This is a genomic window from Pseudoflavonifractor sp. 60 (genome assembly GCF_009911645.1).
GTDB lineage: Bacteria > Bacillota > Clostridia > Oscillospirales > Oscillospiraceae > Lawsonibacter.
This window is the reverse complement of the sequence record NZ_QWKI01000015.1, coordinates 1-24,816: the sequence shown is the minus strand read 5'-3', so window position 1 is coordinate 24,816 and position 24,816 is coordinate 1. Positions and strand designations below refer to the sequence as shown.

22 protein-coding genes are annotated in these 24,816 nt (G+C 62.1%); 8 read left to right on the top strand and 14 right to left on the bottom strand.

Annotation, left to right across the window (positions count from 1 at the left end; translation table 11 throughout):
• The first annotated feature begins 11 nt into the window (after positions 1 to 11).
• From D1646_RS02080 to D1646_RS02050, 7 genes are all read left to right on the top strand, one after another.
• Positions 12 to 1,001, top strand: a complete 990-nt coding sequence (locus tag D1646_RS02080; protein WP_160634842.1) for a beta-methylgalactoside transporter — start codon at positions 12 to 14, stop codon at positions 999 to 1,001.
• A complete protein-coding gene (locus D1646_RS02075) occupies positions 1,001 to 1,177 on the top strand; it encodes a hypothetical protein (RefSeq protein WP_160634841.1) in 177 nt (58 codons plus the stop codon). Before D1646_RS02080 ends, D1646_RS02075 begins: the two co-directional genes overlap by 1 nt.
• A 100-nt stretch (positions 1,178 to 1,277) precedes the next feature.
• A complete protein-coding gene (locus D1646_RS02070) occupies positions 1,278 to 2,885 on the top strand; it encodes a response regulator (protein WP_160634840.1) in 1,608 nt (535 codons plus the stop codon).
• 14 nt (positions 2,886 to 2,899) lie between these two features.
• Positions 2,900 to 3,997, top strand: coding sequence for a hypothetical protein (locus D1646_RS02065; RefSeq protein WP_160634839.1), 1,098 nt, complete (start codon positions 2,900 to 2,902; stop codon positions 3,995 to 3,997).
• 82 nt (positions 3,998 to 4,079) lie between these two features.
• Positions 4,080 to 5,894 carry a sensor histidine kinase gene (locus D1646_RS02060; protein WP_160634838.1) on the top strand — a complete coding sequence of 605 codons (1,815 nt, stop codon included), beginning with the start codon at positions 4,080 to 4,082 and terminating at the stop codon, positions 5,892 to 5,894.
• On the top strand, positions 5,891 to 6,817 hold the full coding sequence (locus tag D1646_RS02055) for a substrate-binding domain-containing protein (protein WP_160634837.1): 927 nt from the start codon (positions 5,891 to 5,893) through the stop codon (positions 6,815 to 6,817). Before D1646_RS02060 ends, D1646_RS02055 begins: the two co-directional genes overlap by 4 nt.
• The gene (locus tag D1646_RS02050) at positions 6,762 to 7,859 is read left to right on the top strand and encodes a galactose ABC transporter substrate-binding protein (protein WP_160634836.1); all 1,098 of its coding nucleotides are present in this window, start codon (positions 6,762 to 6,764) and stop codon (positions 7,857 to 7,859) included. The genes D1646_RS02055 and D1646_RS02050 overlap by 56 nt, the downstream gene beginning before the upstream one ends.
• Before the next feature lie 181 nt (positions 7,860 to 8,040).
• Here the strand turns inward: D1646_RS02050 and D1646_RS02045 are convergent, their stop codons facing one another.
• The 14 genes from D1646_RS02045 to D1646_RS01980 form a co-directional block, all read right to left on the bottom strand.
• On the bottom strand, positions 8,041 to 8,433 hold the full coding sequence (locus D1646_RS02045; protein ID WP_160634835.1) for a hypothetical protein: 393 nt from the start codon (positions 8,431 to 8,433) through the stop codon (positions 8,041 to 8,043).
• A gap of 12 nt (positions 8,434 to 8,445) precedes the next feature.
• Positions 8,446 to 9,192, bottom strand: a complete 747-nt coding sequence (locus D1646_RS02040) for a hypothetical protein (RefSeq protein WP_160634834.1) — start codon at positions 9,190 to 9,192, stop codon at positions 8,446 to 8,448.
• A gap of 181 nt (positions 9,193 to 9,373) precedes the next feature.
• Positions 9,374 to 12,481: an efflux RND transporter permease subunit gene (locus D1646_RS02035; protein ID WP_347565112.1), complete on the bottom strand. Its 3,108-nt coding sequence runs from the start codon at positions 12,479 to 12,481 to the stop codon at positions 9,374 to 9,376.
• 5 nt (positions 12,482 to 12,486) lie between these two features.
• Entirely contained in the window at positions 12,487 to 13,659 is a 1,173-nt protein-coding gene (locus tag D1646_RS02030; RefSeq protein ID WP_160634833.1) for an efflux RND transporter periplasmic adaptor subunit, read from the bottom strand.
• A gap of 13 nt (positions 13,660 to 13,672) precedes the next feature.
• Positions 13,673 to 15,025: a TolC family protein gene (locus D1646_RS02025; RefSeq protein WP_160634832.1), complete on the bottom strand. Its 1,353-nt coding sequence runs from the start codon at positions 15,023 to 15,025 to the stop codon at positions 13,673 to 13,675.
• Positions 15,022 to 15,687 carry a TetR family transcriptional regulator gene (locus tag D1646_RS02020; protein ID WP_160634831.1) on the bottom strand — a complete coding sequence of 222 codons (666 nt, stop codon included), beginning with the start codon at positions 15,685 to 15,687 and terminating at the stop codon, positions 15,022 to 15,024. Before D1646_RS02020 ends, D1646_RS02025 begins: the two co-directional genes overlap by 4 nt.
• Before the next feature lie 177 nt (positions 15,688 to 15,864).
• Positions 15,865 to 17,394 carry a sodium/proline symporter gene (locus tag D1646_RS02015; RefSeq protein ID WP_160634830.1) on the bottom strand — a complete coding sequence of 510 codons (1,530 nt, stop codon included), beginning with the start codon at positions 17,392 to 17,394 and terminating at the stop codon, positions 15,865 to 15,867.
• Between the two features lie 204 nt (positions 17,395 to 17,598).
• The gene (locus tag D1646_RS02010; protein ID WP_160634829.1) at positions 17,599 to 18,189 is read right to left on the bottom strand and encodes a TetR/AcrR family transcriptional regulator; all 591 of its coding nucleotides are present in this window, start codon (positions 18,187 to 18,189) and stop codon (positions 17,599 to 17,601) included.
• A gap of 3 nt (positions 18,190 to 18,192) precedes the next feature.
• Positions 18,193 to 18,888 carry a coenzyme F420-0:L-glutamate ligase gene (locus D1646_RS02005; RefSeq protein ID WP_160634828.1) on the bottom strand — a complete coding sequence of 232 codons (696 nt, stop codon included), beginning with the start codon at positions 18,886 to 18,888 and terminating at the stop codon, positions 18,193 to 18,195.
• Positions 18,889 to 18,955: 67 nt separating this feature from the next.
• On the bottom strand, positions 18,956 to 20,263 hold the full coding sequence (gene mtaB / locus D1646_RS02000) for a tRNA (N(6)-L-threonylcarbamoyladenosine(37)-C(2))-methylthiotransferase MtaB (protein WP_160634827.1): 1,308 nt from the start codon (positions 20,261 to 20,263) through the stop codon (positions 18,956 to 18,958).
• On the bottom strand, positions 20,260 to 20,595 hold the full coding sequence (locus tag D1646_RS01995) for a cupin domain-containing protein (RefSeq protein ID WP_160634826.1): 336 nt from the start codon (positions 20,593 to 20,595) through the stop codon (positions 20,260 to 20,262). The genes mtaB and D1646_RS01995 overlap by 4 nt, the downstream gene beginning before the upstream one ends.
• Complete coding sequence (locus D1646_RS01990) at positions 20,589 to 21,524, bottom strand: Imm26 family immunity protein (RefSeq protein WP_160634825.1); 936 nt, start codon at positions 21,522 to 21,524, stop codon at positions 20,589 to 20,591. Before D1646_RS01990 ends, D1646_RS01995 begins: the two co-directional genes overlap by 7 nt.
• A complete protein-coding gene (locus D1646_RS01985) occupies positions 21,521 to 21,988 on the bottom strand; it encodes a GNAT family N-acetyltransferase (RefSeq protein ID WP_160634824.1) in 468 nt (155 codons plus the stop codon). The genes D1646_RS01990 and D1646_RS01985 overlap by 4 nt, the downstream gene beginning before the upstream one ends.
• Positions 21,988 to 23,406: an AAA family ATPase gene (locus D1646_RS01980; RefSeq protein ID WP_160634823.1), complete on the bottom strand. Its 1,419-nt coding sequence runs from the start codon at positions 23,404 to 23,406 to the stop codon at positions 21,988 to 21,990. Before D1646_RS01980 ends, D1646_RS01985 begins: the two co-directional genes overlap by 1 nt.
• Before the next feature lie 194 nt (positions 23,407 to 23,600).
• Here D1646_RS01980 and D1646_RS01975 point away from each other — a divergent pair, with 194 nt between their 5' ends.
• Entirely contained in the window at positions 23,601 to 24,659 is a 1,059-nt protein-coding gene (locus tag D1646_RS01975; RefSeq protein WP_160634822.1) for an SH3 domain-containing protein, read from the top strand.
• Positions 24,660 to 24,816: the final 157 nt, after the last annotated feature.

Below are 24,816 nucleotides of genomic sequence, written 5' to 3'. Positions count from 1 at the left end.
AGGAGAGAATTATGGAGAAAAAGAGTTCCTTTAATGTTGTGAAGTTTATGTCAGACAACGCCATTATCCTGCTGGTGCTGCTGCTGGCCCTCTTCACCGGTCTGACCAGCAAGAACTTCTTTACAACCCGCAATTTCAGCAACCTGGTGATCAATATGTCCCCCCGCTTCATCATCGCTTGCGGCGTGTCCGGCTGTCTGATTACCAAGGGCACCGACCTGTCTGCCGGCCGTCAGGTGGGTCTGGCCGCCTGTCTGTCCGCTATGCTGCTCCAGAGCGTGGACTACTCCGCCCGGATGCTGCCCTGGCTGCCTGACGTGCCCGTGTGGGCCGCCCTGATCGCGGTGGTGGTGGTGATGGGCATCATCGGCGCCATCAACGGCTGCGTCATCGCCTTCCTGAAGGTGCCCCCCTTCATCGCTACCCTGGGTATGCAGACCATCGTATACGGCGCCTGCCAGATCATCACCAACAACCAGCCCATGGGCGGCTTTAAGTCCAGCTACTCCAACGTGGCCCTGGGCTCCTTTATGAAGATCCCCTACCTGGCCTTCTTCGCCGTTGCCGTGGGAGCCTACTTCCTGTTCCTGTACAATAAGACCCGGCACGGCAAGTACATGTACGCCATCGGCGGCAACGAGTCCGCCGCCCAGGTGGCCGGCGTCAATGTGGTGGCGACCCTCATCCGCATCTACCTGCTGGCCGGCATGATGTACGGCCTGGCCGGCTTCCTGGTGGGGGCCAAGGCTGGCGGCGCCTCCACTGCCACCGGCTTCGGCTATGAGCTGGAGGCCATTGCCGCCTGTACCATCGGCGGCGTCTCCGCCAACGGCGGCGTGGGCCGGGTGTCCGGGATCCTGGTGGGCGTTCTGGTCTTTGAGGCCCTGAAGATCTGCTTGCAGTTCCTGGGTGTGGACCCCGCTTACACCTTCATTGCCCAGGGCCTGGTCATCATCGTGGCCGTCGCTCTTGACCTGCGCAAGTACCTGGCCAAGAAGTAATGGACGAGGAAAAGCGCCCCCGGGAGTCTGACCGCCCCGACCGCAGCCAGCTCACCGGAATTGAGAATTTTTACGAGAATTTCCGCAAGGTGCCCCTGAAGTATCTGGACCTCTTCATTGGGCTGTGCGTGGCCGCCCTGGTGCTGGTCATCGCCCTGGGCATCCTGAACCGCTGATATGCCGCTGGGACCCGCGCTGTGCGCGGGTCCCTCTTTTCAAATTCGGCGGGCTGTGGTAAAATGAGGACAGTATAAGCGCTTGAAGGGAGGAATTCTGGTGGAGGAATACCGTGTGCTGCTGGCGGACGACGAGGAGGAGATCAGGGCGGGGATCAGCCGGAAAATCGACTGGGTTAGCCTGGGATTCGCCCTGGTGGGGGAGGCGGGCAACGGGGAGGAGGCCCTGGAGGTGGCCGAGCAGCTGCACCCCGATGTGGTGCTCACCGACATTAAAATGCCCTTCATGGACGGGCTGGAGCTGTGCCGCCGTCTGCGCCAGTCCCTGCCGGCGGCCAAGCTGGTGGTCTTCTCCGGCTTTGACGACTTTGAGTACGCCCGGCAGGCGGTGGGGATGGGGGTGTCGGAGTACATCCTCAAGCCCATCAACGCCGCTGAGCTGACCCAGGTGCTGTCCAAGCTGGGGGAGCAGCTGGACAAACAGCGGCTGGAGCGGCGGGACATGGAGACCCTGCGCCGCCGGTATGAGGAGAGTCTGCCGGTGCTGCGGGAGCTGTTTTACACCCGCCTGCTCAGCGGACAGCTGGCGCCGGAGCAGGTCCAGGACCGGGCGGCCCGGTACGAGATCGAGCTGCCACCGGGGCTGTGGACCGCCGCCCTCCTCCACGCGGACGCCTCGGGGGAGAGCTGCGACGCCGGCCGGGACGAGCTGCTGCTGCTGTCGGTCCAGTCCTTTCTGGAGGAGCACTTCTCCCTGGAGGGCTGTGCCGCCCGTGTGGTGCTCTGCGGCGACACGGTGGCCCTGCTGGTCCAGCTGAGGGACAGAGACCGGCTCTACCCCCTGCTGGAGGAGCTGGAGCGGCTGAGCCTGCTGTCCCGGAGCTACCTGGGCGTCCCTCTGGCCGCCGGGGTGGGCCTGCCCTGCCAGGGGCCCGAGGAGCTGCACCGCAGTGTGGAGGGGGCCCGCTCCGCCCTGGACTACCGGGCTCTGATGGGGGGCGGCCGGGTCATCTACATTGGCGACCTGGAGCCCCAGGACTCCGCCGTCCTCTCCTTCGAGGAGGAGGACCAGCGGGCCCTGTCCGCCGCTATCAAGCTGGGGACCCTGGAACAGGTGGAGCAGGTAGTGCGGGGGCTCACTGAGCGGCTGTCCCAGACGGGGCTGTCCCTGTCCAAGTGCCACCTGTTTCTGCTGGAGGTGGTCACCTGTCTGGTTCGCCTGGCCCGGGCCGGCGAGGTCGGTGTGGAGGAGGTATTTGGGGCCAACTTCACCGGCGCGGTGTCCATCTCCGACTTCTCCAGCCTGGAGGAGCTGGGCCGTTGGCTGAGGGAGCGGTGCAGCAGGCTCCACGACCTGCTGGGCCGCCAGCGCAGCGACTCCGCCTGGCGGCTGGTGGAGAACGCCAAGGAGTACATCGCCGGGCACTACACCAACGAGCAGCTCAGCGTGGAGGCCCTGTGTTCCCACATCCACCTGTCCCCTACCTACTTCTCGACCCTGTTCAAGCGGGAGGTGGGCATGAGCTTCACCGCCTATGTGACCCAGGTACGCATGGACGAGGCGGTGCGCCTGCTTCGGGAGACCGACGAGAAGACCTATCGCATTGCCCAACAGATCGGCTACTCCGACCCCAACTACTTCAGCTACGTGTTTAAACGACACTTTGGCCTGTCGCCCTCCAAATTCCGGGCGGGGCTGAACAATTGAGAGGAGGTCCTTCTGTGCTGCGAACATTTCATGCCGGTCTGGCGCTGCTCCTGCTGCTGTCCCTGGCCGCCTGCCGCCAGGAGGGGAAGCAGGTCCAGGGACTGGTAACCCAGGTCCAGTACACAGAGAGAGGGGAGCTGACCTCCTTCGTGGTCCGGACCCGGAGCGGAGAACAGGTGGGGCTCCTCCTCACCCAGGAGACCTTCGCCGCTCCGCCCCAGTCCGGCAGCTGGACCAGCTCTGAAATGCGGGCGGAGTTCCAGAAGGCGCTGGAGCCGGACGTTCAGATCTCCGCCGCCTGCCTGCCGGCCAAACAGACGCTGACGGCCCAGGACGGCCAGGAGCTTACCGCCTATACGGCGGACCATATTTCCATTATCGGAAAGCTGAACCGGGGGGCTGCCGCCCTGGCGGATGGGACGGCCCTGGATGTACTGGAGGAATATTTTACCAGTGCCGACCGCACCTACCTGCTGGCCGACGGTACCGAGCTGCTGTGGGTCCGGGGCCCCTCCGGTCCGGAGAACCATTTCGTGGGGGACCTGGAGAGCTTCCAGGATCTGAGCCAGAGGGCCCAGGAGCGGGTTGCGGCCTATTACCGGGAGCGGGGCCCCCTCTACGATGAGCAGGCGGAGCTGGAAAAGGCCTACGCCGATTATCTGAAAAAGAGGGAGGACTTCCAGTCCCACATGGTAGAGCAGGATGTGACTCCCTCCGCCTCCAGCGAGCAGGTGATGTACTTCCGAACCGGCCTCACCCTGCCCCTGTACCAGGAGGGGGGCGGCACCGTCTATACCCAGAGCCTGGGGGACGCCTTTGACCGGGAAACAGGGGAACACCTGGAGCTGTGGGACCTGTTTCAGTGCTCCCGGGAGGAGGCGGGGCGGGCCATCATTGACGCCGCCCTGGACTGGCAGGGAAGCGGGGGCCTCCGGGCAAGTCTGGAGGCCGCATTTACCCCCGAAGGGGTCGTGGTGAGGACCGACAGTCTGTGCATGTGTTTTGAACCGGGGGTCATCACAGAGGAACCCTCCGGTTACGTCTTTGACGCCGATATGAGCAAGCTCCAGGCCCTGATGCACCACTGGGCAGTGCCCAAGTCCGGGGAATAAGTCCCGGCGCCGCCTGCGGAGTATACTCCGCATTGTCTTTCCCGGGGGAAAGACAAGATTGTTCCGAGAGGAGGGGAGTTTTATGTCCTTTTTTCGAAAATTCACCGCCCAGTGGGCCGAGCGGTACCGAAAGATGAGCATTCAGATGGTGCTCTCCCTGTCCTTCACGGCGGTGGCGGCGGCAGGGATTCTGCTCATGGGCATCAGCCTGATTTGGCGCTTCTCCTCCGCCAGCGAGCAGATGGTGGCCGAAAACAGCCAGCGGGTCCTGGCCCAGGCCAACCTGAACCTGGACAGCTACCTCAAACGGATGATGCGCATTGCCGACACGGCCTACTACCGGGTCATCAAGAACAGCGACCTGGCCAGGGACAGCCTCACCGGCCAGCTCAGCCTGCTCTACGAGGCCAACCGGGACGATTTGGTCTCCCTGGCCGTCTTCGACAGCGGGGGCGCGCTCATCTCCGCCGTCCCCCTGTCCCTGCTCAAGCCCGACGCTGACCCCGCCGGCAGCGACTGGTTCCAGGCCGCCAGCCTGAGCATGGAAAACCTCCACTTCTCCACACCCCACGTGCAGAACATCTTCGGCGACCCGGACTACCCCTACCGCTGGGTTGTCTCCCTGAGCCACCACGTCCAGCTCACCTGGGACGGGGCCACCGAGGGGGGTGTGCTGCTGGTGGACATGAGCTTCAGCGGCATTGAGCAGGTGTGCCGGGACGTGAGCCTGGCCAACGGGGGCTACCTCTACCTCATCGACGGGGACGGGGAGCTGATTTACCACCCCCGGCAGCAGTTGATCTACGCCGGCCTGCTGGAGGAGAACAACCGCACCGCCGCCGGCTACCGGGACGGCAGTCATGTGGAGACCTTCCAGGGCCAGTCCCGGCAGGTGACGGTGAAGACGGTGGGCTATACCGGCTGGAAGCTGGTGGGGGTTGCCCCGGCCTCCAATTGGCTGATCGCCTCCCCCCAGATGTTCCTCTTCGGCCTGTCCCTGCTGCTCTTCGCCATCTTTCTCATGGCCTTCCTGAATATCCTCATCTCCGCCCGCATCTCTGACCCCATCCGCCGGCTGGAGCAGTCTATCAAGGAGCTGGAGGGGGGCCGGGAGGACGTGGAGATCGAGGAGGGGGGCTGCTATGAGATCCAGCACCTGGGCCGGTCGGTGCGCTCCATGGTGTCCACCATGCGCCACCTGATGGACGACATTATCCAACAGGAGGGCCAGAAGCGGCGCAGTGAGCTGGAGGTGCTCCAGTCCCAGATCAACCCCCACTTCCTGTACAACACCCTGGACTCGGTGATCTGGATGACCGAGTCGGGGCAGCAGGCGGAGGCCATTCAGATGGTCACCTCTCTGGCCCGGCTGTTCCGCATCTCCCTGAGCAGGGGGAAGAGCGTGATCCCCCTGTCCGACGAGCTGGAGCACGCCCGCCACTATATGAACATCCAGCAGATCCGCTTTAAAAATAAGTTTACCACTCAAATTCAGGCCCAGCCGGGGACGGAGGAGCTGTACACCCTGAAGCTGATCGTCCAGCCCCTGCTGGAGAACGCCATCTACCATGGCATGGCCAGCGGGGAGGACGACGGCCTGATCCGGGTGTCCGCCCGCCGGGAGGGGGAGGACCTGATGATCGACGTGGAGGACAATGGCCTGGGAATGCCCCCCGAGGTGGCCGCCTCTCTGCTGGAGGCGGAGCGGCCCCAGGGGCACACCAAGGGCTCCGGCATCGGGGTCCGGAATGTCCATCAGCGTATCCGCCTCACTTACGGCGAGGGCTACGGGCTGACCATTTTCAGTGAACCGGACGAGGGCACGCTGGTTCGCATCCGCCTGCCCGCCCTGACCCGGGAGGAGGCCGTCCGCCGGCAGCAGGGGGAGGTTCTATGAGAGGGAGAAGGAACAATTGGGCCGAGCTGGGCATTTTGGGCTTTTTGGGGTTACTGGTGATCCTTTCGCTGGTGATCCCCCAGCTGTTCCGGGACCAGGGGGTGTCCCCGCTGCTGGCCATCTCGGTGCTGCTCCGGGACACGGACAGCTCCGCCGCCCGGCAGGGGATGGAGAAGGCGGCGGACGAGTTTGGGGTGGAGCTGCGCTTTCTGACCCCCTCCGGCCAGGACATGGGCGGGGAGCAGGAGGAGCTGTTTCTCCGTGAGCTGGACGGGGGAGCGGAGGCCGTGGTGGCGGTGCCCTGGGACCCGGAGTCCCTCTATGCCGCTCTGCTGCGGCAGAAGGAGCGCTGCCCGGTGGTGACCCTGGAGTCCCGGATGGATGGGGCGGCGGGGATGGTGGCCCCGGACAACGCTCTGCTGGGGCGGCAGCTGGCCCAGACCCTGCTGGAGGAGTGGGACGGAGGAGAGGTCATCCTCCTGAACACCGCCCCCCGGTGTACCGGCGTGGCGGAGCGCCTCCAGGCGGCCCGGGAGGCTCTGGAGGAGGCGGGGGTCCCGGTGCGGACGGAGGAGAGCCTGCCCCAGGACCTGGAGGGGGCGGGCTGGATGCTGGCCTTCGACCCCGCAGCGACCCAGCAGGCCGCCGAGCGGAAGGAGACGGAGGAGCTGTCCCTGATGCTTTACGGCGTGGGGGCATCCACCGCCGTCACCTCCCAGCTGGAGCGGGGGAACATTGCCGCCGTGGCCGCCTGGAGCGACTATGCCGCCGGGTACCTGGCGGTGCGTCAGGCGGCGGAGGCCGTCCAGGGGGGGAGCGGGCCCCTGTCCCCCCTGACCTTTTCCATCATACGCAGGGAGGAGATTTATGAACCCGAAAATCAAAAGCTGCTGTTTCCCATTATGTCCTCCTCGGGGCGGTAGAGGGCTGGCCCTGCTTCTGGCCCTGGTGCTGCTGGCGGCCTGCGGCGGCCGGAAGGAGGAGGATGACAGCCTGCGCATCGGCGTGGCCCTCTATACCCAGGACGACACCTTTATCTCCGCTATGGCCCAGAGCCTGGAGCGGCTGGCCCAGGAGGCGGAGAATGAGACGGGGCAGAAGATCAACCTGTTCATCTCCGACGGCCTGAGCAGTCAGACGACCCAGATGGACCAGGTGGACCGGTTCCTGGCCCGGCAGTGCGACGTGCTGTGTGTCAATCTGGTGGACCGGACGGCGGCGGCGGTCATCATCGACAAGGCGGAGGCGGAGGGGGTCCCCCTGATCTTCTTCAACCGCCAGCCGGTGGCCGAGGACATTCAGCGGTGGGACCAGATCTACTATGTGGGGGCCAGCGCCCAGGAGAGCGGCCTGCTCCAGGGCCAACTGGTGCTGGAGGCCTGGCAGGAGGACCGGGAGGCCCTGGACCGGAACGGGGACGGCATCCTCCAGTACGCCATGCTGGAGGGGGAGCCAGGCCACCAGGACGCCCTGCTGCGCACCGAGTACTCCATCAAGGCCCTCACCGACGGAGGCGTTGAGGTGGAGAAGCTGGCCAGCGACACCGCCAACTGGAACCGAGCCCAGGCCTCCGCCCGCACGGCCCAGTGGCTGGAGGAGCTGGGTGGCGAGATCGAGGTGATCTTTGCCAACAATGACGATATGGCTCTGGGCGCCATTGACGCGCTGACGGAGGGGCAGAGGGAGCGACAGGAGTGGCCCCTGATCGTGGGGGTTGACGCCACTAGCCCCGCTATGGAGGCGGTGGAGTCGGGCCAGCTCTACGGCACCGTCCACAACGACGGCTGGGGCCAGGCCAAGGCCATGCTGGAGCTGGCGCTGGCGCTGTGGAACGGGGAGGACCCGACGCAGACGGTGGATTTGGAGGAGGACCACTATGTGTGGCTGCCCTACCGGATGGTGACCCGGGAGAATCTGGAGCAGTTTCGCCAGCAGGCCCCGCAGAGCCGCGGCCTGGCGGGATGAACCCCTGTCCGGGGTCCATGAAACAGGCGTGAAGGGCTGCGATGTTCGGCCTGCTCCAGCTCCTCAAGCGGTGGCTGGGCCCGCACCGTGGATGCGCAGGCGGCACTGATTGCCGCCTGCGTCGAAGCTGCGAAACCGTTAAACAGAGAACGGCCCCGCCGGTTGGCGGGGCCGTTTTGATTCAGTTATGATGGAAACATCGGTACAGTCCATAGCCCATGCTGAACAGCAGAAGGATCACTCCGTCCATTATCATATAACGGGACTGAGCCGGTGTCCAAATACCTTTTGGGACGGGCAATAATGGAAGCGTTAGTCCTGCAAGGATGAACCCGATGGAAAACCACCCCATACCGAGATCCTTATTTCTGCTGGCCGGCAGGATACGAGCAACTACAACACATCCAAGCAGAAGCAGGGCGAGAATAATACATACAATCATTAAAACTGGCTTTGACAGAGGTAAACATATGACACTCCATGTAATCAGAGGCAGTAAAAACCCTCCCAACAGGCTGCCCGCAATAAAGTACTTTTTAGGAGGAAAGACCAAATTTAGCCAGTCCAAAAACATATTTTGCACCTCTTAGATAAATTCCTGATGGTAGTTCCATTCATCAAAAACTTTATCTCCTCTTTTGTTGGTAATATGATTATAAAAGTAACCAACAGAACGAATATGAAAACAATTCATTGCATAACCTGGGTAGGCATCAACAACATAATACTTATATTGATAAATCTCTATATAATCCGCACCGGTATCATCAGCACGTTGGGTGATTAAAGCGATGATGGATAATATACCTCCAGCTACTCCGCCTGCAGCTCCCTTATACACAAAACCCAATATAGTTGAAGTTAATACAAAACCGAGCCCAGCTCCAGCATTTGCGTCTCTTACATAAAATGAATCAAAAGAACTTTGTGGAAAAAGATGATCTGCACTATAGCCACATGGATATGTGGCAGCAATTGATTTTACATTTAGGGATTGTTTAGGGTACAATAATTGCCCTTGAGCCGCCGCTAAAAAAGACTGATAGTCATATGAGATATTATTGTCTTGTATAACTCCATTTACATACAGCGCAGATGTATTGTCTGAAAATACCTTCCTTTCAATATTGCCTAAATTTACATTATTTTTGTAAATTGTTAACAATTCTGAAACTGCATTTTGTTCGATAAAATATTCTACACAATATTTGTACTCACCAAAATTATATTCATAAGATTTTACGCTGTTAGTAGATGCAAAGGCACTTAAAGTGGTTGTTTGGAGAATCATTGCTACTAGCAAAATAAAGGAAGTTAACTTATTTATTTTCATATTTTACCCCCCGTTTCCCAGAAAAAAATAACGTACAATATTCTAGAGGATATTAAACATTGGACTCACCACTTTCTACTTAAGAGTATTATTCATTATAACATATATTGAAAAAGAAGCAAGTAGTAAAATGGAAAAATAAAAAAGCACCCACTCTTTAGGTTGAGTGGATGCTTTTTTATTATAAAACAGCGGAAGTTTCCTTTTTCTTATCAAAAGAACTCTTTCCCTTCTTGCGGGAAAAAATGTGGCTCAGGTTGTCGATGACGGAGTAGTACACCGGGGTAAACAGCAGGGTGATGATGGTGGAGACCACCATGCCGGAGATCATGGTAATGCTCATGTCGCTCATCATCTCCGCCGCCCCCTCGGCCATTCCCAGCGCCATGGGCACCAGGGCCAGGATGGTGGTGAGGGTTGTCATCAGCACGGGGCGGACGCGGAGGGGACAGGCGTGGAGGATGGCGTCAACCCGACTCTCCCCCTGCTCCCGGCGCTGGCGGATGTAGTCCACCAGAATGATGGAGGCGTTGACCACCGTACCGGCCAGCATAATCAGGGCCACCAGGGAGATCATGGACAGGTCCCGCCCGGTGAGAGGCAGGGCAAACAGGGCTCCGGTGAAGGCCACGGGAAGGATCATCATCACAATGACAGGCATGACAAAGGACTCAAACTGGGAGGCCAGCACAAAGTACACCAGCCCCAGAGCCACCACCAGAGCCAGGAGCAGGTCGCCGAAGCTCTCCATCATGTCCTCGTAGGTGCCGGAGATCTGGACGGTGTAGCCGTCCGGCAGGGTGTAGGCGTCCAGAATCTTGCTGATCTCCCGGGTGATAGCGGTGGCGTCGCCGCTGATGGTGTCGCCGGTGACCGAAATCTGCCGGGACTGGTCAACCCGGATAATGCTCTGGGGGGCCAACACAATGTTCACGTCGGCCACGGCGGACAGAGGCACCGTCCCACCGAAGGCGGAGGGGATGGGCATGGATTTCAGGGCGTCCAGACTGGCGGCGGACTTGCCGTCTCCTCGGACCACCACGTCCAGCTCCTTGTTGCTGATGGTGACGGTGGTGGCGGTGGCCCCGGACAGCTCCGAGCGTACCGCCGCGCCCACTGTGGCGGCAGTGAGGCCGTACTGAGAGGCGGCCTCCCGGTTCATGGTGATGGTGACCTGCTTTACCTCCTTAGCGATGGAGGTGCCCACATCCACCGCGTCGGGCAGCTGGGCAATCTGGGCGGCCAGGTCCCGGGCAATCATCACCAGAGTGTCGTAGTCGGTGCCGGTGATATCCACGCTGATGTCGTCGCCGCTGCCCATCATGGCGGACATATCCGAGGCGGAGACGGTGATCTCACACCCGGCAATGTCCTGGGTCAGGAGCCGCATGGCTTGGGCCACGTCGTTGCTGCTGCGCGTCCGGTCCTCCTTCTCGGTGAGCACCAGACCCACGGTGGAGGACTCGGGCTGACTCAGGTGGTAGATGGATTCCAGCTCCGGCACGTTTTCCAGGGCGATGTCCACGACCCGGTCGGCAATGGCGGCGGTGTCCTCCACCTCGGAGCCGATGGGGGTGCTGATGGATACCTGAACCATGCCCTGGTCCATCTCGGGCATGAGCACCATCTTAGTGGACAGGCAGGAGACCACGAACAGGGCCACCAGGGCGACGGAGGCCAGCATCCCAACCCACAGGCGGCGGACAAAGAAGCCCAGCAGAGCGGTGTACGCCTGGCTGAGCCGGTGGCCCAGCCCAACGCGCCCGGCGGCGTGCTTTCTGGCCTTCTTCTCCGCCTTTTTCAGGGCGTGCTGGTGGACTTTCTTCTCGTCCAGCAGGAAGTAGCACAGCAGGGGGACCAGGGTCACTGCAATGGCCAGAGAGGACAGCAGCAGGAAGGAGATGGTCAGGCAGAAATCCTTAAAGAGCATCCCGGCCATTCCCCCGGTGAGACCCAGGGGCAGGAAGACGGCCACAGTGGTGAGGGTGGAGGCGGTGAGGGAGGTAAACACCTCCCGGGTACCCTCCACGCAGGACTCCATGCGGCTGTGGCCCTCGGCGGAGTAGCGGTATATATTTTCCAGCACCACAATGGAGTTGTCTACAATCATACCCACGCCCATGGCGATGCCCCCCAGGGACATCATGTTCAGGGTGAGGTCGAAGACGTTCATCAGCACAAACACGGTGAGGATACAAACCGGCATGGACACGGCGATGGTGGCGGTGGCCCCCCAGCGGCGCAGGAAGAGGAAGACCACCAAGGCGGCCAGGATCACACCCATGACAATGTTCTGCACGGCGGAGTTCACCGCCATATTGATGTAGTCGGAGGCGGTGTACAGCACCACATAGCTGACAGCGGCGTTTCGGGCCTGGAGCTGGGCCATCTCCTCCACCACCGCGTCGGCAGTGGCCACCTCATTGGCCCCCGACTGCTTGGATACCTGGAGCACCACACAGGGGGTCCCGTCGGTCTTAGCCACGGCCTCGGGGTCGCTGGTCTCCAGAGCCACGTTGGCCACCTCAGACAGACGCACCGTGCCGCCGGTGGGCAGGGGGAGGATCAGGTTAGCCACGTCCTCCACCGTCTGGAACTTGGCGTCGGTGGTGACGGTGAGGGTCTGGGTCCCGTTGTGCATATCGCCCCCGGGGTAGAGCAGATTCTCCGCCGCCAGCATCTGGGCGATGTAGCTGTTGGACAGCCCCAGGGCCACCGCCCGGGTGGGGTCCACCTCCACGGCGATCTGCTGCTCCACGCCGCCGGAGATGGTCACCTGGGCCACACCCTCAATGCGTTCCAGGGCGGGGGCCACCGTGTCCTCCGCCAGGGCCTGGACCGAGGTCAGGTCCTCCCCCATAAGGGCGATCATAGCGGAGGGCATCAGGTCGCTGATGTTGATGTTGACGATAATGGGGTCCATAGCCCCGTCGGGGAGGGACAGCCGGTCAAATTGCTCCCGCAGCTTGGTAGCGGCAATGTCTAGGTCGGTGCCCTCCACATAGGTGATCTGGAGCTGGCTGGACCCGTCGGAGGAGGTGGACTGGACTCCCTCCACCCCAGGCACCGACATGATAGCCGACTCCAGGGGGCGGGTCACCAGCTCCTCCATGTCAGAGGGGGTCGCCCCGTTGTAGTAGCACATGACCAGAGCGGCGGGGGCCTCCATCTCGGGCAGGAGGGCCATTTGCAGCTGGGTCGTAAAGACCACGCCAAAAATGGAGATCATGATTACCGCCATCAGGGTCGTGACCTTGTGCTTGATGCAGAATTTTGCCACACTGCTCACAGTCTTTAGCCCTCCCCGGAGACAACGCGCACCGCGTCGCCGTCAGCCAGATAGGCCTGACCCACTGTCACCAGCAGCTCGCCCCCCGTCAGGCCGGAGGTGACCTCAGTGACTCCATTGCCCGTCAGGCCGGAGGTGATCTCCACATATCGGGCGCTGTCCCCCTCCACCACAAAGACGTACTGGAGGTCGTTGCTGGTGAGGATGGCCTCGGTGGGGATAACGATGGTGTCGGCGGAGGTGTCGGTGCGGAAGGACACGTCAGCGGACATACCGGACAGCAGGCCCTCCACATCCTCCTCCAGGGCGATGTTCACGGTGTACAGCTTGGTCTGCATACTGGCGGCGCTCTCAATCTTCTTGATGGTCCCCACGGTCTGGAGGTCCAGGGCGCTGATGGACACGTCGGCCTGGTCCCCCAGGGCCAGCTTGGGCACCAGGGCCTCGGACACCGACACGGCGATCTCCAGCCGGTCCACCCCGTCGATGACAGCCACCGGGGCGGTGGGACCCACATAGCTGCCCTCCGCCGCGTTCAGGGAGAGGATGGTCCCGGAGATGGGGGCGATGACGTTGCCCCGGCTGTCAATATTCTCCAGGGCGGCGGAGAGCTGCTCCACATTGGACTTGTAGCTCTGCATTCCCGCCTCCAGCTGGGAGAGGGTTGCGGTGCGCTGGGCCTGGGCGCTGAGCAGATTCAGCTCCGCCTGGTCGATCTCCACCTGGGAGGCCGCCCCGATCTCAAACAGAGCCTTCAAATCGTTCACGTTCTTCTCCGCCAGGGCGATCTGCTTGTCAAAGATGGCCACCTGGTCGTCATAGCTCTGGACGGCGGACTGGTAGGTGATGTTGGCGGCGCTGTAGGAGGACAAAGTGCTGGCCATATCCAGGGTGCAGATGGGCGACCCGGCGGCCACCGTGTCCCCCACCTCCACGTAGACGGCGGTACACTGGACCTGGGCCGACACAAAGACGGACTCCTGCCCGTCGGTGACAATCCGGCCCGATACCTTGTTCTCGGTGGAGATGGTGTCCACCTTCACCTCCTGGACCTGGACGGCTACGCCGGCGGAGGAGGGAGTCTGGGACCCGCTGCCCGAACCGCCGTTCTGGCAGGCGGCCAGGCTCAGGGCCAGGGCGGCGGCCAGAAGGGCGGAATAGATTCTGTTCTGCTTCATAGCTCGGTCTCCTTTAATTCAAAATGCCGTAGTCTACCGCCCAGCGGTAGGTGTTGTAGGCGGAAAACAGGTCGTTAGAGGCGCTGTCCACCTTCTCCTGGGCCTCGGACACCTTGTCCTCCGCCTCCAGCAGGGCGTTTTTGGACAGGCTGCCCTGGCTGTATTTCAGTTGAGCGGCGGAACGGCTGTCCTGCGCCACCGCCAGGGCGGTTTTGGAGGCGTCCAGAATCTGCTTGCAGTCCTGGACCTTCAGATACAGGTTGCGCAGGCCCAGTTCAAAGTTCTGGACCGTGTTGTTGTAGGTGTGGCGGGCGGCGTAGTAGCCGTAGCGCACCTGCATATACTGGGGGTCCTTGGGCCGGTAGTCGGAGGCCAGCTCCCCGCCCCGGTCGGCGAAGTCCTGCTTGGCGTCCTTCAGGTCCAGCTGGGCGGAATAGAGCTGCCAGCTGTTCTCCTTGGCGGTCTCCAGGTCCTTCTCCAGGTCCATAGTGTTCAGGTCCTTCTGGGTCACGGCGGGCAGGACCCCCAGCTTGATCTGGCCGGTGATATCCGCTCCCATGAGCAGCTCCAGCTGGCCCTTGTAGGTATCCAGGTTCATGCGCAGAGTGGAAAGCCCGCTGGTGAGGGCCGTCCGCCCCCCCTGGGCCTCCCGCAGGGTCATGGAGGAGATGTGGCCCAGCTGATGGCGCAGCTCCAGCTCCTCCAGCTGACGGTCCAGAGCGGACAACTGTCGCTCCAGTCCCCCCTCCTGGATCTCCATAGCGGCCAGGGCGATGTAGGTGGCCTCGCCCGCCATGACGATCTGGTCCTGGAGGTTTTTCAGCTGGCGGATCATGTCGGCGTTGTCCTTCTGCATATCGCCGTCCTTGATGGACTCAAACTGGTCCCAAACCGCCTGGTTGGCCTGGTCCAGCTGCTCATAGGCCAGGGTCCCCTGCTGGCCCATCATCACCATCATCCACTGGGCCCGGGACAGGTTGGCGATGGTTTCCCGCATATCGTCCAGGATGTAGTCGTAGTCCAGCAGCTCCAGGTTGGTGATGCTCTCCTGAATGGCCAGAATTTGCAGGTTGTTCTCGTGCATCCGGCGGGACAGGTTGGCAAAGGTGACCGTCCCCACCGGGTCGGGTATGTAGTCCTCGTCGGGGATCTGGGGCTCCTCCGGAGTCTCGGAAGATTCTGGGGCCTCGGGCTGAGCGTCGGCCAGGACAGCGGTCTCTCGGGCCTCCGGCTGTATCTCCTCCGCCGCCGGGACGGTCCGGGACGCCGCCAGAGGAGCGGGGTCCTCCGCCGCCAGGGCCGCCGCCCCCACCAGGGACAGGGTCAGAGCTGCCGCCAGCAGCAGGGCGGTTTTGCGTTGCTTCATGTGGGTTCCTCCTTTTCTTCCGGGGCCGCCCCACCGCGGCGGAGCAGGTCGATGCGCTGCTTGATGCGCTCCCGCACCTGAGCGGGGTCCTGGGCCGGGGCCGCCCGCTGGGGACACTGCAGCGTCTCCACAATGGCGAAGGCCAGCACCGCGCAGGCCAGATGAAAGACGTGTTCGGCATACTCCCGGTCTTCCCGGCGCAGCTTGGTGGGGTCCACCACCTCCCAGAGCGGGTCGGCCAGGAAGCACTGCGGTCCCTCCGGCAAGTCCTGGGGCGCCCCCATAAAGCTTTGCAGGTCGAGTCCCTTGTTCAGGGTCAGCAGCTTGATAAACAGGGTCAGCATGGGGTCCGGCTCCCCCTGCCGGCGGATAAACCGGTCGTAGGCCATCAGCGGCAGGTCAAACAGGTCCCCCTCCGCCTCCACCAGGATATCCCGCAGCAGGGTTATGAAATACTGGCGCAGATCCTCCAATAAGTAGCGGATCAGGTCCTCCTTGTCCTCAAAGTACTGGTAGAAGCTGCCCCGGGGGATACGGGCCGCCGCGATGATGCGGTTGATGGACACGTCGGTAATACGTACCTGGGTCAGCTCCGCCCAGCAGGCCTCCACCAGACGCATTCGCTTCTCCTCCGGCAGGCGGAAAAAGGTTGCAGTGGGCACAGTCTCCCTCCTTTTGTGACAGAGTGTCATTTTGTGACAGGCTGTCATGTATTATACAAAAGGCCCCCGCCCCTGTCAAGGCGGGAACTGTGAATCTTTTGTTAAGATGCGTCGAAACAAAGGGGCCCCCTCCGCCGGCGTCCATAGGGGCGGCGAAGGGGGCAGGGGGAAAGGGTTTTATTTGTCATACTCCTCAAAGGCCCGGACCACATCGGCGTCGGGGGCGGGAGTTGCCAGAGACACCGCCACAATGGCGGCCAGAGCCACCAGGAAGGCGGGGAGCAGCTCATAGATATCCAGCGCGCCGCCCATGGGCCGGACCAGGAACTTCCAGATGAAGATCATAGCGCCCCCAGCCACCAGACCGGCCATAATGCCCTGGCGGTTGCTCCGCTTCCAGAACAGGGCGCAGAGCATGGCGGGTCCGAAAGCGGCGCCGAAGCCCGCCCAGGCGAAGGAGACGATCTGGAACACGTTGCTGTCCGGGTCCCGGGCCAGAAACAGGGCGATCACCGCAATGACCACCACCGTCAGCCGGGCGGTGAGCATGGTCTGCTTCTGGGTCAGCTTAATGCCGAAGACGTTCTGCACCAGATTCTCCGAGAAGGCGGAGGAGGCGGCCAGCAGCTGGCTGTCGGCGGTGGACATGGTGGCGGCCAGAATGCCGGCCAGGATACAGCCAGCCACAATGGCGGGGAAAATGCCGTAGTTGGACAGCAGATTGGACAGCTGGACGATCACCGTCTCGGTGGCGCTGCCCTCCAGGGCGGGGATGCGGCCTGCGGCGGAGACGGCCCGGCCCACAATGCCGATGAACACCGCAACCCCCATGGACAGCACGACCCACACGCCGGCAATGCGGCGGGACAGCTTCAGCTCATTCTCGTCCCGAATGGCCATAAAGCGCACCAGAATGTGGGGCATTCCGAAGTAGCCCAGCCCCCAGGCCATCATGGAGACGATCTGAATGATGCCGTAGGGCCCGGCGGTCTGCTCCGAGGCGATGTAGGTCTGGTTGAAGCTGAGGAAGCCGGGCAGGGAGCGGGCGTGGTCCAGCACCGCGTCCAGACCGCCGGCCTGGACAATGCCGAAGACCACAATCACTGCCAGAGCCGCCGTCATGATAATGGACTGGATCAGGTCCATGGTGGCCACGGCGGAGAAGCCCCCCACTGAGGTGTAGCTGATGATGACCACAGCTCCAATCACCACCGCCGTCATATAGTTCCAGCCGAACAGGCTGTTGAACAGCTTGCCGATAGCGGCCAGACCGGAGGCCACGTAGGGCACAAAGAAGATGAGGATAATCAAAGCGGAGATGCACATAATCACCGGCTTTTTCTCTCCGTACCGCTTGGAGATAAAGCTGGGGATGGTAATGGCGTCCAGCTTCACACTGTAGCGCCGCAGCCGCCGGGCCACCAGCAGGAAGTTGAGGTAGGTGCCCACCGCCAGGCCGATGGCGGTCCAGCTGGCGTCAGCCACGCCGGAGAGATAGGCCAGGCCGGGGATGCCCATCAGCAGGTAGCTGCTCATATCGGAGGCCTCGGCGCTCATGGCGGTGACCAGCGGGCCCATGCCCCGGCCGCCCAGGTAAAAGCCCTCGGCGCTCTTCTTGGACCGGCGGCCAATCATCACGCCGGTGAAAATGACAAAGCAGAGATAGGCAATGATGGTTGCCATAATGCAGATCTGCGGGGTGTTCATACAATTCCTCCCAAACAAAGCCCCTCAGGGACACACACTTCCCCAGAGGGCAGATTATTGCTATCATACCAGGAATCAATCTAGAACGCAACATAGAATAAACTCCGTACTCTAAAATCAAAAACACCCTATTTTCCTTGAAATTTCAAGGAAAATAAGGTGTACATTTTTTAAAAATAAGTTTTGTACATTCCTACAAACTTCTCACCGGCTCCCCCGGAACCCCTGCAAAAACATGGGCATCATGGTCTGACTGTACCGGGCCAGGGAGTAGTCCCCCTCGGACAGGCACCAGTCGTAAATCAGCGCCCGCTCGCACAGGGCGTAGGCCCGGACGATCTCGTTGACAGTGACGTCCCCCCGCAGCTCCCCCCGCTCCTGGCCCTGGAGGACGATCTGCCGAAGCAGCTTGTAATAGGTGCGGTCATGGTCCAGCAGGGACTTCTCCCCCCGGGTCACCAGCTGGGAGGAGTACAGCCGGGCCAGCAGGTCCAGAGAGATGGCGTTTTCGATCATGGTGAACAGCTCCCGGTTGAGATAGAGCAGCTGGTCAAACCGGTCCATCTCCAGGGGGAGGCTCTCCATCAGGGACTGGTATTTCTGGTCGAAGACGTCGGACAGAGTGGACAGCAGGCCGTCCTTGCCGGGAAAATAGTGGTAGAAGGACCCCCGGGAGGTGCCCGACTCCTCAATGATCTCCTCCACGGTGGTGTCGTCGTAGCCCTGGCGGTAGAACAGCCGCCAGGCCGCGTCGATGATCCTGCCCCGGGTGTTCCGGGGATTTTTCCTGGTCATGGCTCAGGCCCTGCGCAGGATGCCCATGGGGGTACACTCCTCCCCCTGGCCCAGAGGATTGTCCCCCAGGGCCCGGGCCAGCCAGTCCATGGTGGGCTGCTTCTCCGAAAAGCCCAGGATGTTGGCCCCCAGGTCGTTGATGTCCACAATGGCCACCGGATATCCCAGGGCCTGGGCCAGTTTTTTGGAGGTGCCCGCGGGGTCATCCGGGGTGAGGACCACGTAGTTGTCATAGGGGGGAATGGTGCCCTCGGTGGGGCCGTCGATGCCCCGGGCCTTAGGGCCGGCCACAATATAGAACCAGCCGTGCTTCCCCAGCAGCTTGCCCACCGCCGAGCAGAAGGCGGCAAAGAGGATGCGCAGGGTCCCGCACTCCTGGAGGGCCATCTCCATGGTCTCCGGGATGCCCAGGCCGATGCCGGCGGGGGTCTTGGTGACAAAGCGGCTGAGGGTCACAGCCAGCTTTCGGGGGCGGATATCCTCCATGGGGATGGCCCGGCTCTGGGTGCAGGCCACCGCCTTTTCCGAGATAAACAGAATATCTCCGGGCTGGAGCTTGTCCTTGGGGTATTTCAGCACCACGTCCACCATGTCGTCGTCCTTGGTGATGAGGTGGGTTTTTACAGGGATGCGCAGATAATCCACGCCGTCCACGGTGCGGACCAGATTTTTTCCGGGATTGGCGGTGTAGTTGTCCATGGGAAAGGACTCCTCTCGTTGGTTCAAAAAATTTCCGGGTTATTATACCACTGCCGCGCCCTGGATGCTACGTCTTTTCCAAATTTATCAATTGTCCCAAAAGCCAGCCCTTCTCCACCACTGTAATTTGGACCTTCCGCAGCTGATTGTGGAGGTTTTCCCCGCTGGGGACCCCCACCCTGCAGTACTGCCGGGTGTGGCCCCACCACAGGCCGTCCCGCTCCTCCTCAAAGAGGACGGTCACCTTGTCCCACTGCTTCAGATAGCTGTGTTCCATTCTGGCGGCCGCCTCCGCCGCCTCCCGGGCCCGCTCCTCCTTGACGGCCTTGGGCACCTGGCCGGGCATGGAGGCCGCCGGGGTTCCCGGGCGCTTGGAGTAAGGGAAGATGTGCATGGAGGAAAAGGCGCACCGCCTGGCAAAGTCAATGGACTCATAAAATTCCTCGTCGGTCTCTCCGGGGAAACCGACGATCATGTCGGCGGTGATGGCGGGGACGGGATTCTGAAAATAGCCCCAAATCAGCCCCACGCTCTCCATAAACCGGGCGGTGTCGTACTTCCGATTCATCCGCTTCAGAGTGGCGTCGCAGCCCGACTGGAGGGACAGGTGGAAGTGGGGACACAGATTTTCCAGTTTGGCCGCCCGCCGGCAAAATTCCTCGGTGATGGTCCTGGGCTCCAGGGAGCCCAGGCGGATACGGCAGTCCGGGGCGGTGGCGCACACCCCTTCGATCAGGTCGATGAGCTCCGGCTTTCCCTCCAGGTCCCGGCCCCAGGAGGAGATCTCAATGCCGGTGAGCACCAGCTCCTTGTAGCCCTCCGCCGCCAGCTGTCCCGCCTGCTCTGCGGCGCTGGCCAGAGGCAGGGAGCGCACCGGCCCCCGGGCGTAGGGGATGATGCAGTAGGTGCAGAAGTTGACACACCCGTCCTCCACCTTGAGCATGGCCCGGGTGCGGCCCTCCAGCCCCCCGGCGGGCAGCAGCTCAAAGCTCCGCCGCTGCATGGCGTTGTCCAGAGCGGTAATTTTCTCCCGGCGCTCCGCGCAGGCTTTTTCCACCAGTTCCACGAAGGCCTGCCGGTCCCCGGTGCCCGCCGCCAGGTCCACGGGCAGCTCCTCCAGGTCCTCCGGGTGGGTCTGGGGGTAGCAGCCGCACACCGCCACCAGAGCCTCCGGCGACCGCTTCCGGGCCTGCCGGATGGTCTGCCGGGACTTCTTGTCGCTCACCGCCGTGACGGTGCAGGTGTTGATGATATAGGCGTCCGCCTCCCCCTCGAAGGGGACCAGGGTGTGGCCCCGGGCGGTGAAGAGCTGCTCCAGCGCCTGGGTCTCGTACTGGTTCACCTTGCAGCCCAGGGTGTAGAAGGCGATGTTCATGCCCCGTGCTCTGGCACCACGGCGAAGAAGGTCAGGCCGCCGTCGCTGTCGTTGATGAGGCTGTGTTCGCAGCCCTTGGGGCAGTAGTGGACCGAACCGGCGGACAGGGGCTCATACTCCCCCTGGTACAGCACCTTGCCCGTGCCGGAGAGGATGAAGATAATCTCACTGCTGGTCTCGTGGGTGTGCAGGCCGATGGAGCAGCCGGGGGCCAGAAAGCCCTTCATGATCTTGTTGTCCCCGTCCACGTGCATACGGCTGACCACCTGGCCCTCCCCGCCCCGCATATTGGGGATGACGGTCTCGGGAATCTGGTTGAAGTTGATTAACATGTTGACTCCTCCTTGTAATTCAGATTGCCGGTAATACGTTTCGCAAAGTCGGAGATATCCTCATTCTCCGAGGCGGCCAGGGCGGTGAAGATGGGCAGGTCCGACATGAGCTTGTCCCGCAGCTGCCGGGGCCAGAGGGCGTCGGAGCTGAACCGCCCGGTGCAGACGGCGAAGCCCAGGAAGATGTCCAGCAGTTCCACCTTTAACTTGTCGTCCGCCTCTTGCAGAGCAAGCATCAGGAAGTCGTAGGCGGGCAGGGCGGCGGAGGACACATAGGCGTGCTGGTGGCAAAGTCCTGCCCACAGGTCGCTGGTGGCCTCCATAGCCTTGTTCCAGTTCCCGGAGAACAGTTTTTCTAGGGAGCGGGGCACGCTGGGGGTCTGCCCGCACTGGAAATGGGGGATATCCTGAGCGGCGTTTCCATAGGCGGTTTCATACCGGGACCAGTCCACTGCCTCAATCAGCCGCCTCGCAATATCCCGCTTCACATCATAGTCCCCGCCGGGGGAGAGAGGTGGCAGGGCCTTCCACTCCCCTTCGCTGATGAACACGGTTTCATCAAACACGTTGGACTTCCGGGCCCCGGAGCGGTCTCCCCAGGAGAACCAGATATCCCTTGCGTCCTCCGGCGGGGTGTAGTCCTCCTGCCGGCCGATGATCCGCCACTCCCCCTCGCTCTTCCGGTCGAAGAGGCTGTAGGTGTCCAGCGGGGTCACCAGCAGCCGGTCCGCCCGAAGAATGGCCTCCTTGGTTATTAGCGGCTGTTCCGCGGCGTAATCAAAAATTTCCACGATATGGAATATCACCTTTGCCATAATCCGCCCGAAGCGGTAGGTGCGGCCGTCGTACTGGAAGCAGAAAATGTCCCCGATTTTGAGGTACCGCAGCATGGTCCGCGGCTTCTTCTCCCAATCCCAGATTTTTATCATGTGGATTCCTCCCGCAGGTCCTTTTCCATACACAGGGATTCCGGCATATTCACATAGGGACCGTAATTGGGAATGACCTGAAAGCCCAGCTTTTGATATACAGCGCAGGACTCCGCCAACAGCTCCCCGGTCTCTAAAATGATTCGTTGATAGCCCAGCTCCTCCGCCCATTCCAGCAGCAGGGAGACGAGCTTCGTTCCAACGCCCCGCCCCTGATATTCCGGCCGGACAAAGATCCGTTTCAGCTCCGCCGTCTCATCGTCGTATCTCCGAATCGCGCCGCCGCCGATGGCCTTGCGCCCGTCATAGACAACTATGGCCTCCTGGATTTCATCCAGCAGATTGTATTGCTTATACTTTTCCCGTTTGAGCTTTTTCCCGACACGCCGGTCCAAATCCAGGTCAAGGAGCCGGCAATTTTCCATAAAATCCTTGTTTTGGCCGTTTGTCCGCTGAAAATCCATTATTCCGTCTCCTCCAAATCCTCCGGCAGCAGCTCCATGAGCTGTTCCCTGGTGGGGGACTCCAGCCGGGCAACCCGGTCGGCCTGACGGGCCACCGCCTGCTCAAAGAGGTTGCGCACGTCCCGGGCGTTGCCGAAGTTCTCATCCCGCTCCTCGTAGAGCTCTTGCAGGTCCTTCTCCATGAACTTCTTCCCCTCCTCTGAGAGGGTATAGCCGTTCTTTTTGCACATGGAGCGGAAAATCTCCATCAGCTGCTCTCCGTCGTAGTCCTCAAAGAAGAAGTACTTGTTAAAGCGGGACTCCAGCCCCGGGTTGGCATGGATAAACTGCTCCATCGGCCCGGTGTACCCGGCCACGATGACAATCAAATCGTCCCGGTGGTCCTCCATATTTTTCAGAATGACCTCAATGGCCTCATGGCCGAAGTCGTTGGCGCTGTCGGCGTTGACCAGGGCGTAGGCCTCGTCGATGAACAGCACTCCGCCGATGGCCTTCTGCACCGCCTCCTGGGCTTTCAAAGCGGTCTGGCCCACAAAGCCGGCCACCAGACCGGAGCGGTCCACCTCCACCAGCTGGCCCTGGGAGAGCACCCCCACCGCGTGGTAGATTTTGGCCAGCAGCCGGGCCACGGTGGTCTTGCCGGTGCCCGGATTGCCCAGGAAGACCAGGTGGAGGGACATGGGGGGCACGGGGAGGCCAGCCTCCTCCCGGAGCTTTTGCACCTTCACCAGGTTGATGAGGCTCTTCACGTCCCGCTTCACCTGGTCCAGGCCGCACAGATGGTCCAGCTCAGCCAGCAGCTCCTCCAGGGTGGGCTCAGGCTCCGCCGGGGGCAGCTCTTTCTCCTGTTCCACGGGGGCGGCCTGGGGCTGGAGGGCAGGCCGGACAGGGCTGTGGGTGATAAACTCGTCCGCCCGGAGGTTGGGGCGAGGGGCGCTCAGTCCGTCCCGGTCGCACAAGGCGGACAGGGTGTCGCAGCAGGCGTTGACAAAGCCCGCCTCGCTCTCGCTGACCACCCCGTCCACCGCGGCGAAGAGGAGGAGCAGCAGGGTCAGCTGGTCGGCAAACCGCCGGGCCAGAGCGGTGCCCCTCATCCGGTCGCAGCGCCGCAGGTCCTCAAAGAAGGCGGGGGGTTGGAACAGGTCGAAGTTGGCCACGCCGGAGGCCACCTCCCAGTAGAGGGCGGCGGGGGCGGGGCTTCCGGCGGAGTAGATGGCGTTGTAGAACTCCACGTGCCGGGGCGTGATGGAGCTGGCGCTGTCCGCCTGCCACACCCCCAGGGCGTACTGGCGCAGGTAGCCGTCCACCTGGCGGCTGAAGGTCATGCGCAGGGCAGGGTCGGGGATCAGCTTGCGGAAGGCGGCGACTACCTCGTTATACTGCTTGTGGACTTCACTGGCGGTTATCACAGCGCTCATAGGGGCACATCTCCCAAAAAAGTTCTCGCCCACCATTATAGTAAAAAGTCCCAGTTTGGTCAAGCGGAGAGAGGCGATTAACATAAAATTGTGAAGTTTTTGTTATTTCCGTGTTTCACCGTTGACGGGAAGGGAAAATGCTTGTAAAATAGAGGCTGTCTCGATTTGGAATGTGTACAGTTGGAGGAACCATCATGGCAGAAAGACAGAATCCCGATCCCCGCCGCAGCGAGCGCCGGCAGGGAGCAGACAATACACAGCGCCGGCAGGGGGGGACGTCCCAGCGGCGTCCTGCGGCGGAGAACACCCAGCGGCGGCAGACCCCGCCCCCGGAGAACACCCAGCGCCGTCAGGCCCCGGCCCGGGGCGGCACAGAACGGCGTCAGGCCCCGACCCGGCGCAACGACGTCATCCGCTGCGAGAACTGCGGCGAGGACTACTCCATCACCTACAAGCGCTGCCCCTTCTGCGACGAGCGCCCCGTTCGCGGCGGCATCGCCGGCAAGCGGGTTGCCAACACCAGAGGGGGCGGCTACGGACGGCCCGCCTCCAATCTGCGTATCGCCTGGTGGGTCGTCTCCTTTGCCGTCATCCTGTGTGCGGCGGCCATTGTGGTGCGCTTTATGGGCGCGCCCATCTTTGGAGGCAAGCCCAGCAACTCCGGCGGTTCCAGCACCAGCCAGGGGGACAAGAGCGGCGGCGGCACTGTCTCCACTCCACCTGCCGGCGGCTCCAGCGGGGACACCAGCGGTACAGACGAGCCCCCCCTGGCCCCCGGCGTGGAGGCGGTGGTGCTCAGCGCCCTGGATACAACGCTGGATGGGGGCAAAACCTTCCAGCTCACCGCTAACCTTCTCCCCGCCGGAGTCACCGGAGAGGTGAGCTGGTCCAGCAGCGACCCCAATATGGCCACTGTGGATGAAAACGGCCTTGTGACCAACGTGAATCCGGGCAGCAGTCAGGGCCGGGCCACCATTACCGCCGTCTGCGGCCAGCTGAGCGCCCAGTGTACAGTGTACTGCAATCCCAAGCCCGCCACGTCCAGCACCGGTAGCAGCAGCCGGGGCATTATCACAGGGGCGGACACCGGCCTGAACATCCGCTCTGGTCCGGGCACCAGCTACGAGAAGGTGGCCAGCGCCTCCAACGGGGCAGAGGTCACCATCCTAGGCGAAGAGAATGGCTGGTATCACATCCGCTACAGCGGCACCAGCACCGGCTACGTCTCCAAGGAGTTTGTCAAGGTGGGATAATTCAGCGGCTTTAATCCCGCCCTGCCGGTCAATCCCCGCCGGCTTCGTTGGAGCGCACAAGCGGCGGAGCCGCTTGCCCCCTTTTGAAAGGGGGTGCCCCAGTGCGCACACTGGGGCGGGGGATTGTCTTAGGATGACTGCTTTTATTTGAGATTAC

Bases quoted from the DNA above. Each gene is read 5' to 3' on its own strand.
- D1646_RS01995 (WP_160634826.1), bottom strand. From the start codon at position 20,595: ATGTTAATCAACTTCAACCAGATTCCCGAGACCGTCATCCCCAATATG.
- D1646_RS02040 (WP_160634834.1), bottom strand. From the start codon at position 9,192: ATGAAAATAAATAAGTTAACTTCCTTTATTTTGCTAGTAGCAATGATT.
- D1646_RS02050 (WP_160634836.1), top strand. From the start codon at position 6,762: ATGAACCCGAAAATCAAAAGCTGCTGTTTCCCATTATGTCCTCCTCGG.
- D1646_RS02025 (WP_160634832.1), bottom strand. From the start codon at position 15,025: ATGAAGCAACGCAAAACCGCCCTGCTGCTGGCGGCAGCTCTGACCCTG.
- D1646_RS02005 (WP_160634828.1), bottom strand. From the start codon at position 18,888: ATGGACAACTACACCGCCAATCCCGGAAAAAATCTGGTCCGCACCGTG.
- D1646_RS02010 (WP_160634829.1), bottom strand. From the start codon at position 18,189: ATGACCAGGAAAAATCCCCGGAACACCCGGGGCAGGATCATCGACGCG.
- D1646_RS02030 (WP_160634833.1), bottom strand. From the start codon at position 13,659: ATGAAGCAGAACAGAATCTATTCCGCCCTTCTGGCCGCCGCCCTGGCC.
- D1646_RS02045 (WP_160634835.1), bottom strand. From the start codon at position 8,433: ATGTTTTTGGACTGGCTAAATTTGGTCTTTCCTCCTAAAAAGTACTTT.
- D1646_RS02075 (WP_160634841.1), top strand. From the start codon at position 1,001: ATGGACGAGGAAAAGCGCCCCCGGGAGTCTGACCGCCCCGACCGCAGC.
- D1646_RS02055 (WP_160634837.1), top strand. From the start codon at position 5,891: ATGAGAGGGAGAAGGAACAATTGGGCCGAGCTGGGCATTTTGGGCTTT.
- D1646_RS02080 (WP_160634842.1), top strand. From the start codon at position 12: ATGGAGAAAAAGAGTTCCTTTAATGTTGTGAAGTTTATGTCAGACAAC.
- D1646_RS01990 (WP_160634825.1), bottom strand. From the start codon at position 21,524: ATGATAAAAATCTGGGATTGGGAGAAGAAGCCGCGGACCATGCTGCGG.
- D1646_RS01975 (WP_160634822.1), top strand. From the start codon at position 23,601: ATGGCAGAAAGACAGAATCCCGATCCCCGCCGCAGCGAGCGCCGGCAG.
- D1646_RS02015 (WP_160634830.1), bottom strand. From the start codon at position 17,394: ATGAACACCCCGCAGATCTGCATTATGGCAACCATCATTGCCTATCTC.
- mtaB (WP_160634827.1), bottom strand. From the start codon at position 20,263: ATGAACATCGCCTTCTACACCCTGGGCTGCAAGGTGAACCAGTACGAG.
- D1646_RS01980 (WP_160634823.1), bottom strand. From the start codon at position 23,406: ATGAGCGCTGTGATAACCGCCAGTGAAGTCCACAAGCAGTATAACGAG.
- D1646_RS02060 (WP_160634838.1), top strand. From the start codon at position 4,080: ATGTCCTTTTTTCGAAAATTCACCGCCCAGTGGGCCGAGCGGTACCGA.
- D1646_RS01985 (WP_160634824.1), bottom strand. From the start codon at position 21,988: ATGGATTTTCAGCGGACAAACGGCCAAAACAAGGATTTTATGGAAAAT.